The following is a 558-nucleotide window of genomic DNA, read 5'->3' as shown; positions in this document are numbered from 1 at the left end:
ATTACTGTTGACGTTCCAGTTAATGTAACTCCAGTTAATGAAATTGAAACGCCAGTAACGAATACTCCGTTAACGCCAGAGGATTATACAAAAGGAATCACGATTCCAGAAGGTGGCAAGGTCACAAATGTTGAGAACATTCCAGACTTAACAACTCCAGGTAAGAAAGATCCAGTTAAGGTAACAGTTGAATTACCAAATGGAAAAGTGATTACTGTTGACATTCCAGTTAATGTAACTCCAGTTAAGGAAATTGAAACGCCAGTAACGAATACTCCGTTAACGCCAGAGGATTACACCAAAGGAATTAAAATTCCAGAGGGTGGCAAGGTCACAAATGTTGAAAACATTCCAGACTTGACAACTCCAGGTAAGAAGGATCCAGTTAAAGTAACGATTGAATTACCAAATGGAAAAACAATTACTGTTGACGTTCCAGTTAATGTAACGCCAGTTAAGGAAATTGAAACGCCAGTAACGAATACTCCGTTAACGCCAGAGGACTACACTAAAGGCATCAAGATTCCAGAAGGTGGCAAGGTCACAAATGTTGAAAAC

Annotated in this window: 1 protein-coding gene; it reads left to right on the top strand. The window is 39.2% G+C overall.

The annotated features are described in order from the left end of the window. Positions 1 to 558: Rib/alpha-like domain-containing protein (locus ADG81_RS04880; RefSeq protein WP_049551078.1), on the top strand; the 558-nt coding region annotated here is incomplete at both ends.

Origin of the sequence: Streptococcus pseudopneumoniae, from assembly GCF_001070815.1 — a bacterium.
GTDB classification, from domain to species: Bacteria; Bacillota; Bacilli; order Lactobacillales; family Streptococcaceae; genus Streptococcus; species Streptococcus pseudopneumoniae_P.
This window is presented reverse-complemented; position numbering and strand designations above follow the sequence as displayed.